The sequence below is a fragment of the Psychrobacillus sp. genome (genome assembly GCF_056205495.1).
The window spans coordinates 1-9,511 of record NZ_JBAEAP010000268.1; the positions used below are offsets into that span (position 1 = coordinate 1).

9 protein-coding genes are annotated in these 9,511 nt (G+C 37.8%); 2 read left to right on the forward strand and 7 right to left on the reverse strand.

Going from position 1 to position 9,511, the window contains the following annotated elements:
* Positions 1-728, forward strand: a 728-nt coding sequence (gene vrrA / locus AC06OU_RS07760) for a VrrA/YqfQ family protein (RefSeq protein ID WP_475855053.1), incomplete at its 5' end; no start/stop codon positions are given.
* A gap of 68 nt (positions 729-796) precedes the next feature.
* Positions 797-1,774, forward strand: coding sequence for a 4-hydroxy-3-methylbut-2-enyl diphosphate reductase (locus tag AC06OU_RS07765; protein WP_340883226.1), 978 nt, complete (start codon positions 797-799; stop codon positions 1,772-1,774).
* Between the two features lie 109 nt (positions 1,775-1,883).
* Here AC06OU_RS07765 and AC06OU_RS07770 read toward each other — a convergent pair whose 3' ends face one another.
* The 7 genes from AC06OU_RS07770 to dnaG all read right to left on the reverse strand — a co-directional run bounded on the left by AC06OU_RS07770 (position 1,884) and on the right by dnaG (position 9,484).
* Complete coding sequence (locus tag AC06OU_RS07770; protein WP_475855054.1) at positions 1,884-3,002, reverse strand: Nif3-like dinuclear metal center hexameric protein; 1,119 nt, start codon at positions 3,000-3,002, stop codon at positions 1,884-1,886.
* 2 nt (positions 3,003-3,004) lie between these two features.
* Positions 3,005-3,697, reverse strand: a complete 693-nt coding sequence (locus AC06OU_RS07775) for a tRNA (adenine(22)-N(1))-methyltransferase (protein WP_475855055.1) — start codon at positions 3,695-3,697, stop codon at positions 3,005-3,007.
* A gap of 83 nt (positions 3,698-3,780) precedes the next feature.
* Positions 3,781-4,155, reverse strand: a complete 375-nt coding sequence (gene cccA, locus AC06OU_RS07780) for a cytochrome c550 (protein WP_475855057.1) — start codon at positions 4,153-4,155, stop codon at positions 3,781-3,783.
* A 141-nt stretch (positions 4,156-4,296) separates the two neighbouring features.
* Positions 4,297-5,436, reverse strand: a complete 1,140-nt coding sequence (locus AC06OU_RS07785; protein WP_475855058.1) for an acyl-CoA dehydrogenase family protein — start codon at positions 5,434-5,436, stop codon at positions 4,297-4,299.
* A 303-nt stretch (positions 5,437-5,739) separates the two neighbouring features.
* On the reverse strand, positions 5,740-6,309 hold the full coding sequence (locus tag AC06OU_RS07790; RefSeq protein ID WP_475855059.1) for a hypothetical protein: 570 nt from the start codon (positions 6,307-6,309) through the stop codon (positions 5,740-5,742).
* Positions 6,310-6,486: 177 nt separating this feature from the next.
* Entirely contained in the window at positions 6,487-7,614 is a 1,128-nt protein-coding gene (rpoD, locus tag AC06OU_RS07795) for an RNA polymerase sigma factor RpoD (RefSeq protein ID WP_169358075.1), read from the reverse strand.
* 28 nt (positions 7,615-7,642) lie between these two features.
* On the reverse strand, positions 7,643-9,484 hold the full coding sequence (dnaG, locus tag AC06OU_RS07800; RefSeq protein WP_475855061.1) for a DNA primase: 1,842 nt from the start codon (positions 9,482-9,484) through the stop codon (positions 7,643-7,645).
* Positions 9,485-9,511: the final 27 nt, after the last annotated feature.

Consider the following 9,511-nt stretch of genomic DNA (forward strand, 5'->3'; position numbering starts at 1 on the left):
TTGTTCGAAAGGAGATGAGAAATAAATTGCGCTATGAATCATTTTATCCATTTGCTCAGAGAAGAAACAATTTCTCTAATTTTGGCAATCCAAATTCTTTCCAAAACACGCCCCCTCCTCCACCTAATTTCAATCAAGCACCAAGTGGGCAAGCGAGTGGACCAATTTCAAATTTTATAAGACAATTCCAAGGCAATGGTGGTTCTGCAGATGCTGTTCCTACTCCACCAATTGGTGGATTTAACCAAGGAGGTCCACCGGTTCCAAATGATTTTGGTCAAGGCCCTCCACGTGCAGGAGGATTTAATCCAGGAGGCCCGCCTAATTTCGGTCCTGGGCCGCAAGGATTCGCTCAAGGAGCCGCTACGGCAGGTGCCGCAGCTACAGCAGCGGGTGCAGCGGCAGCAAGTACTGGAGGATTAAGCAGTAAAACCATGACTTATTTGCAAACAGCTGATAAGTTTATAAATACTGCACAGCAAATTACACCTATGGTTAAACAATGGGCTCCAATGCTTCAAAACGTCCCTGCTCTGTTAAGACTTTACCGTGGATTCTCTGCTGCCCCTGCTGCAGGTGCCGCAGCGAGCGCTGCAACTGCAGCAACAGCAGCGGCTACTGCGACTACAGCAGCTTCAGCGGCAGCTCCGGCTGCTGCCCGAGTAGCTAGTACGGTAGCTTCTACAGGCGGTGTTTCTTTACCGCGAATTTTCCAGCCACCATTTTAATATTTTGTAATCATCTCGTACCTCCGCTATAATATGAGTATGCTCGTATTGAAGGGAGTTTCTTAAAGATGATTGTACAAAAAATTTCGCCTAGAGGATATTGTTATGGTGTGGTGGATGCAATGGTTATTGCAAGGAATGCAGCAATGGATTCATCTCTTCCACGTCCAATTTATATATTAGGAATGATTGTTCACAATAAACATGTAACAGATGCATTTGAGCAGGATGGAATTATTACTTTAGATGGAGAAAATCGTTTAGATATTCTATCGAAGGTCGATACAGGAACGGTCATTTTTACTGCACATGGAGTTTCACCAGAGGTAAAGGAATTAGCTCGCAAAAAAGGATTAGTATCCATTGATGCCACATGCCCTGATGTTACCGTTACCCATGATCTAATAAAAGAAAAAACTGCAGAAGGCTATGATATTATTTATATCGGGAAAAAAGGTCACCCTGAACCTGAAGGGGCGATCGGGGTTGCCCCAACTAAAGTCCATCTTGTCCAAACAAATGAGGATATCGAAAGTCTTTCCCTTTCTAACACAAAATTATTAGTAACAAATCAAACGACTATGTCTCAATGGGATGTTGTTCATCTCATGGAGAAGCTAAAAGAGAAATTTCCTGACATTGAGGTACACAAAGAAATTTGTCTTGCTACTCAAGTGAGACAAGAAGCGGTTGCAGAGCAAGCAGGAGAAGCAGAGCTACTTATCGTTGTTGGTGACCCTATGAGTAACAATTCTAATAGACTTACACAAGTTTCAGAGGAAATTGCAGGAACTCCATCTTACCGAGTTGGCGATATATCTGATCTTAAACTAGAATGGCTGGACAATGTAACTCATGTAGCAGTGACTGCCGGAGCCTCTACGCCAACACCAATAGTAAAGGAAGTTATACAGTTTCTAGAGAAATACGATCCAAATGATCCTACAACTCATGATACAACGAAAAAAGTGCTTCCTGAGAAAATTCTACCAAAAATTAAAGTTCCAAAACCAGTTACTAGAATAGAGCCATATACAGTTAACTAACAAAGTAACTTGATTATATAGAGGTCGATTTAAAAGATACTCTAAAAATAAGCTTCGAAAATTTACTAATAGTAAAATTTTCGAAGCTTTATTTTTTGTGTATGTTTTACTAAATAAGTTTAAAAGGTTCTGTAGATATCTTAGAAGCGATGAATTCACAGTCCAGTTTTTTATTTTGACACTCCGCTTGCATATATTTTGCAACGCCAATTTTCATAATTTGTTCAATATGGTGGCCAGGATCAATAACGGCAAGTCCCATCGCTAACGCATCTTGTGCAATATGAAAATATAGGTCCCCGGTTATAAAAACGTCTGCCCCTGCCCTTTTAGCTATTGAAATATATTTGTTACCGTCTCCGCCTAGTACTGCCACCTTTTGAACTGGTTTATCTAGCGGTCCAACGACTCGAACAAAAGGTACGTTTAGCAATGATTTCACGGTATTTGCATAATCCGCCAAAGAAACTTTTTTTGGTAACAATCCTATTCTTCCTAGTCCCATTTCATTGACCTTTGTATCAAGCTTCATCATATTGTATGCAGGTTCTTCATATGGATGGTTATTAAGCAATGCTCTTAACACTTTATTTTTCTTTGAAGCCGGCAGCACTACCTCAATTTTATCTTCCTGCACAACCGCTAACTCATTTACCTTTCCGATATAAGGCTCTGCACTTTCCTCAGGCTTAAAACGGCCTTCTCCAGAGCTTGTAAAGCTACAGCTATTGTAATCCCCTATATTACCTGCTCCAGCCTCTGCTAGAGCCTTTCTAACAGTTTCGGTAGCTTCTTTAGGAGTAAATACTTCAAGCTTCATTAAGTTTTCGGAGGTAGTTGGTTCTAATATAGAAATATTCTCTAGCTTTAGTGCTTCAGCTAATAAATCATTAACGCCTCCACTAGCTATATCCAAATTCGTATGAGCAGCGTATACAGCAATATCATGCTTAATCAGTTTTTCAAACAGACGTCCTTGTGGCATATCTGTACGTATATTCTTTAGCTTACTGTAAATAGGAGGATGATGAGCAATAATTAGCTGACACCCTTGCTCTATTGCTTCCTCTACCACTTCGTCGTTCACATCTAATGTCACAAGCACCTTCGTAACAAGCTTATCTAATCTACCGATTTGAAGACCTACCGAATCTCCCTCTACTGCTAAGGAGCGTGGTGCCCATTCTTCAAAGATAGAAATAAGATGTTGTCCATTGGTTTGCTTCATGTTTACAACAGCTCCTTCACTAACGAGATTTTATTCTCTATTTCCTCTACTTTTTGTAAAACTTCCGGAGATGGTGGAATATTTTTTAATTGAGTCAATATTCTTTCCCACTCTTTCATTTCGACTGACCATTTTTTCTGAAATACACTTGTACAGCTTTGCATTAAAATTGGTCCTAATAAAAGCTCCTGTTCATTAAGCACCATATTTGCTTTTTTAAGTACAATTACTTCATAAATTTTGGAATGCTCCTCCAAAATTGTTTCTTGATCAATACTCCAGCCTTCTTTAATGGCCCATTCTCTAATTGCTTTTGCGTGAATGTTCGGTTGAAGAATTAGCGTGTGAACGTTAGTAAGTTTATGCTTACCTGCTTCTAGTATGGAAGCAATTAACGGACCACCCATCCCAGCAATTGTAACGGTGCCCACTTGGTCCTCGTCTTCAATCACTTGCAGACCATCTCCAAAACGCACTTCAATTTGCTTTTCCAGGCCTTCACTTTTCACTTGCTTCACTGCAGATTCAAATGGTCCCTTTACTACCTCTCCAGCAATTGCTTTAGAGATTATGGATTGATGGACTAAGTAACATGGAAGATAAGCATGGTCACTTCCTATATCCGCTAAAATTGTATCCTGTTCGACAAAGGACGCCACAGTTTTTAGTCTATCTGATAAGTTTTTTGCATTCATTTTATACACCTCACCATTATTATAACAAAAATAAAAAAAGACCTCGATTCTTAAAAAGAATCTAGAGGTCTTTTCTTAAAATCTTATTCACCTAGAGATTTGACCCAAGCAGCCATTTCATCAAGGTTTGCTTCTGGTACTAAACCACCAGGCATTGAACCTTTACCATTAGCTAAAATGTCTTTAATTTCATCTTCAGACAATGCTGTACCCACTAATGATGGTCCCATTCCACCTTCATAAGTGTTACCGTGACAGCTGATACATTTTCCTTGAGCAAGTGCTTCAGGATCGAATTCACCAGCAGTAGCTTCTTCTCCACCTTCAGCGGATTCTCCGTCTTCATGTGACTCAGCGATTTCTGCTTTATTACCTACTCCATCAATAGATAGGAAGAAAATTAAACCGATACCAAATGCCATAATAAGTATAAATGGGATAATTGGATTCTTTTGCATAGTTAACCCTCCTTCTTTTATACAATCTTTTCTAATATAGAATTAGTCAACACTCATATTGTACTCCATTGTGTCGAAAACGAAAAGTGTTATTGAAGAAAGTTTTATAGCTTTGTGACAAAATCGACATATTTTTAATGTTTAACAACCAATATGTCTAGCTATTACCATTCGTTGGACCTCGGAAGTACCTTCTCCAATTTCAAGTAATTTTGCATCTCTCATATAGCGTTCCACTTCATATTCCTTCATATATCCATATCCGCCATGAAGCTGAATCGCCTGATCAGCAACCTCCATTGCGATTTCAGAAGCGTATAGTTTACACATAGATGCTTCTTTACCAAACGGACGTCCTTGGTCCTTTAACCAAGCAGCTTTATGCACCATTGTTCTTGCTAATTCAATCTTCATTGCCATATCCGCTAGTTTAAACTGTGTTATTTGAAACTCTGATAATGTTTTTCCAAATTGTTTACGTTCCTTGGAATATTGTAATGCTCGGTCAAATGCAGCTTGAGCAATCCCTACTGCCATTGCACCTATTCCAATTCTTCCACCATCTAATGTAACTAGAAACTGTCTAAAACCATTTCCTCGTTTACCTAATAAGTTTTCTTGAGGTACTCTAACATTTTCTATTACTAGTTCAGTGGTGTTGGAAGCATTTAACCCCATTTTTTCATAGTTATCAATTACTGTAAAACCATCTGCATCAGTTGGAACTATAATAGCAGAAATCTCTTTTTTACCATCTGGCATACCTGTGATAGCAGTCAGTGCAAGATGTTTTGCATAACTAGCGTTTGTAATAAACGCCTTGCTTCCATTTATAACAAAATCATTACCTTCTTCTTTTGCAGTTGTTTGAGTACCTCCAGCATCTGATCCAGCATTTGGCTCCGTTAATCCAAAAGCACCGAAAGATTCTCCCGTACAAATTGGAACTAAGTACTTTTGTTTTTGTTCTTCTGTTCCGAACAAGTTTAGCGGTGCACCACCTAGTGATATATGAGCTGAATAGGTAATACCGGTTGATGCACAGGCACGACTTAATTCCTCAGTCACAATAGCAAAGCTAACTGTATCAGCTCCTGCTCCACCATACTCCTCTGAAAACGGTAAGCCCATCATCCCCATGTCGGCTAACTGTTTAAAGATTTCTTTTGGAAATTCCTTCGTTTTGTCTCGCTCAATTGCTCCGGGAGCTACAACCTCACTAGCAAACTCTCGAATCGTTTTGCGAATCATTTGGTGTTCCTGCGTTAAATCAAAATTCATTTTATTCCATCCCCTTTGTAAATAAAAACGCTTACTTTTTTATTATACAAAAGATTATGTAAATAATCATATTAAAACGAATTTGAATCTATTTTTCTTTATTAATCTTATAGTTCCAATAGAGAAATATAAAATCTACATACATTTCACAGAAAGTAAAATTGATTTCCACTCCAGTCAGCAGCTCTATGGAACACCCGATAAGCCATTATCCCATTGCTTAGGTACATGATTAGGTTCATTAACTAAAAAAAAATGAAATTCCACTGGTAACGTGAAATTTCAATCATTAAAAATTGTATTCTATGTAAAAAATGCAATAGAGATGTATATAAATATCAATAAGAGTCCCACAATACCGGAAATAGTAAAATAAATTAGCTTCAATCGTAAGCCAGAAAATAACCATAATATGCAGTTAACTGCAATCATAATTACTAGTGTAGTAGGCTCAGTTATAAAAAAAGCTTCCCATATTTTAAAAGTAATTCCTAATAGTAATAACGCAGAAAATACTAATAGTAAGGGTGATAAGATTGAACTTTTACTAAACTTTTTAATAGATATGTACGTAAAAACTAGAATTGCAATTCCCGATAAAATAATAGGTATTATAATGGCAGTTGTTATGAAAACTAGTGAGCCTAAAAGTGCGAGCGTAATGAGACTTATAATGGAAGTAGCAGATATTACTTTCAGCTTTGACTTTTTCGCTTCCTTTGCTAGTATAGCTTCGTTGATTATTTCAGTTCCCTCTCCTTCCCCTTGAGCATAAAGAGCTGTAAGAAAATCACAGTAATGCTCGGGAAGTAGCTTGTTTTGCTTCCAAAAAGCAATCTCATTCAATATTACTTTTTTTCGTTGAATAGACATATCCATCCTCTTTTCCCTTATATCTCTTTATACTAATCTTTTCGGCTAGTTTCAAGTGCATTTTTACGAACATCTTGAAATAAAAAGGAAAGTGAGATGGGTAATCCCACTTTTCAGGAGAAATAAGGCACTAAAAAATACTGTAAAAAAGACACCCTTTATCAGGATGTCTCTTGATTATTCTAAGAAATCTTTTAAACGCTTGCTTCTAGAAGGATGGCGTAATTTTCTTAAAGCCTTCGCTTCAATTTGGCGAATACGTTCACGAGTAACACCAAAAACTTTCCCTACTTCTTCTAGTGTTCTTGTACGTCCATCATCTAAACCAAATCGTAAACGGAGTACATTTTCTTCACGGTCAGTTAAAGTATCTAGTACATCTTCTAATTGCTCTTTAAGAAGCTCATAAGCTGCATGATCCGATGGTGACTGTGCATCGGCATCTTCAATAAAATCACCTAAATGTGAGTCATCTTCTTCCCCAATAGGTGTTTCTAAGGAAACAGGCTCTTGAGCAATTTTTAAAATTTCACGAACTTTTTCTGCTGGAAGATCCATTTCTTCTCCAATTTCTTCTGGAGAAGGCTCACGGCCTAAGTCTTGAAGTAATTGACGTTGCACACGAATCAGCTTATTAATAGTTTCAACCATATGCACTGGTATACGAATAGTTCTTGCTTGGTCTGCGATTGCACGAGTTATGGCCTGGCGAATCCACCAAGTTGCATACGTACTGAATTTAAAGCCTTTTCTGTGATCGAATTTCTCTACTGCTTTAATAAGACCCATATTTCCTTCTTGAATTAAATCTAAGAAAAGCATGCCACGACCAACATATCGCTTCGCAATACTTACAACTAGACGTAGATTCGCCTCTGCTAGACGCTTTCTCGCTTCTTCATCACCTTGCTCTATTCTTTCAGCAAGTGCAATCTCTTCTGATGCCTTTAAAAGATCTACTCGACCAATTTCTTTTAAGTACATACGTACAGGATCATTGATTTTAACACCTGGAGGAACACTTAAATCATTAAGGTCAAAAGTTTCTTCTTCCTTACCCTTCATCAAACGATCTAAATCTTCCTCATCTCCAGCTTTACGCCCAAGTTCAATACCCTTGCCTTCTAGCTGATCAATGAATTCCTCGATTTGGTCTGATTCTAAATCGAAAGACGCTAATTTATCTGCTATATCATGATAAGTTACCTCACCATTCTTTTTACCTAACTCAATCAGTTGTTTCTTTGCTTCTAATAATGATAATTCGATGTCCGTTTCTTTTGTACGTTCAGACTTGTCCGCCATAAGAATTCCTCCTTTTACTACCGGATGATTATTGAAAATTTACTAAAGATTTTTTTAACTGAATGGCTTCTTGTGCCAGTTGGAGCGCTTTAGTTATATCCGTCATTTTTTCAGCCTCTTTAGCTTCATGTAACTTTTGCCCAATTTGCTGCTCAATCCGGTATTTTCTAATATGGCGCAAACAGTCCATGACTTCCTCAGTTTCATGTTCTGGATCACGTTCTGAGAGCGCAGCTTCCATTACTATTTTCCTTAATTCACCGTCGTTTAATACTTCTAAAAACCGTTGATAGTCACCTTCCGGATAATCTTCGTAATACCCCATCAAACGAACGTACGCAGCTTCGTATGCGTCCCTTATAAAACATGGGCCATCACTTATAGCTCTAATTGCAATGTCAATTACCTGCGGATTATGGAGCATATGTGCTAATAAGATTCTTTCTGCTCTTTCATCAGCTGACAGTGTTCGTTTCTTTTTAGGCAGCTCTTGAGGAGCAGCTAAAGGAATTGAATTGTTGCTATGATTACTACTTTTAGTGTCTCTTGCTTTTTTCCCCTGTATTTTCCGTAAATGTTGATAGATAGCTTCTTCGGATACATTTGTTTCCTGAGAAAGCTGTCGAATATACAGATCCCTTTCTACAGAAGAGTTTCTCTCACTCAGTATTTCCAATATTTCTTGAATATACTGAAGGGTATCATTTTCGTTATTAAAATTCTTATCTCTTTTGGAAACAATCATCATAAATGAAAGATAAGAATGGGGCTTTTCAATAATTTTCTCCTTAAAAGCTTCTTCCCCATAATTCTTAATATAATCATCTGGATCCATAGCATCCGGAATAATAGCAACCTCTGTCTGAATATTTTGCCCTTGTAAAGAGATTGCTGCTCTTTTTGCTGCTTCCATCCCTGCCTTGTCTCCATCGAAACACAGGGTCACATTGGAGGTTAATCTATTCAGCTTGGTTATATGTTGAGACGTTAATGCTGTTCCCATAGTTGCAACACCATTTGTTATACCCGCTTTAGACGCCGATATAACATCTAAAAAGCCTTCAAAAATAACCACGTTGCGTTTTTTCCTAATGTCTAGTCTAGCTTTATCTAAGTTATAGAGTATCTGGCTTTTTTGAAAGATAGGGGATTCAGGACTATTTAAATATTTGGCTTCATTTTCTTTCTTACCAAGAATCCTTCCAGAGAACGCAACTACATGGCCAGTTTCGTCGAAAACAGGAAACATAATTCTTCCACGAAAGCGGTCAAAATACTTCAATTCATTTTCTTTTCTAATAATAAGTCCAGTTTTCTCAATTTCTTGCAAATCCATACCTTTTCTCTCTAATAAGGTAGTTAGGGCATCCCAGCTAGGCAATGACCATCCTATTTTATACTTTTCGATGAGTTCGGTAGAAAACCCTCTTTCTTGTAAGTAATGTAATGCATTTTCTCCTTCCTCCGTATGAAGTAAAAGATGATGAAAATATTCGCTAGCAAATTCATGCGCTTTTTTCATAAGAGATACTTCTTTGGAGACCGGTGCTTTCTCTTCAGAGTTTTGGGTTGCCTTATGTTCAATCTGCATTCCAAGGCGGCTACCTAGTTTACTAACTGCTTCATGGAATGAGAGATTCTCAATGTCCATTAAAAATGTAATTACATTTCCGCCAGCCCCACAGCCAAAGCAATGAAAAATTTGCTTTTCTTGAGTGACAGAAAAAGATGGGGTTTGTTCACCATGAAATGGACAAAGGCCGAAAAAGTTTCTACCTCTCTTTGTAAGCTGAACAAATTCACTGATAACATCAACAATGTCTGTATTATTTCTAACTTGTTCGATTACTTCTTCTTCTATACGATTCATGATTTCACCATCTTTACTTACTACTTA

Excerpts from the sequence above, each read along its gene's own strand:
- AC06OU_RS07765 (WP_340883226.1), top strand. The coding sequence starts at position 797 with ATGATTGTACAAAAAATTTCGCCTAGAGGATATTGTTATGGTGTGGTG.
- AC06OU_RS07770 (WP_475855054.1), bottom strand. The coding sequence starts at position 3,002 with ATGAAGCAAACCAATGGACAACATCTTATTTCTATCTTTGAAGAATGG.
- AC06OU_RS07775 (WP_475855055.1), bottom strand. The coding sequence starts at position 3,697 with ATGAATGCAAAAAACTTATCAGATAGACTAAAAACTGTGGCGTCCTTT.
- cccA (WP_475855057.1), bottom strand. The coding sequence starts at position 4,155 with ATGCAAAAGAATCCAATTATCCCATTTATACTTATTATGGCATTTGGT.
- AC06OU_RS07785 (WP_475855058.1), bottom strand. The coding sequence starts at position 5,436 with ATGAATTTTGATTTAACGCAGGAACACCAAATGATTCGCAAAACGATT.
- AC06OU_RS07790 (WP_475855059.1), bottom strand. The coding sequence starts at position 6,309 with ATGTCTATTCAACGAAAAAAAGTAATATTGAATGAGATTGCTTTTTGG.
- rpoD (WP_169358075.1), bottom strand. The coding sequence starts at position 7,614 with ATGGCGGACAAGTCTGAACGTACAAAAGAAACGGACATCGAATTATCA.
- dnaG (WP_475855061.1), bottom strand. The coding sequence starts at position 9,484 with ATGAATCGTATAGAAGAAGAAGTAATCGAACAAGTTAGAAATAATACA.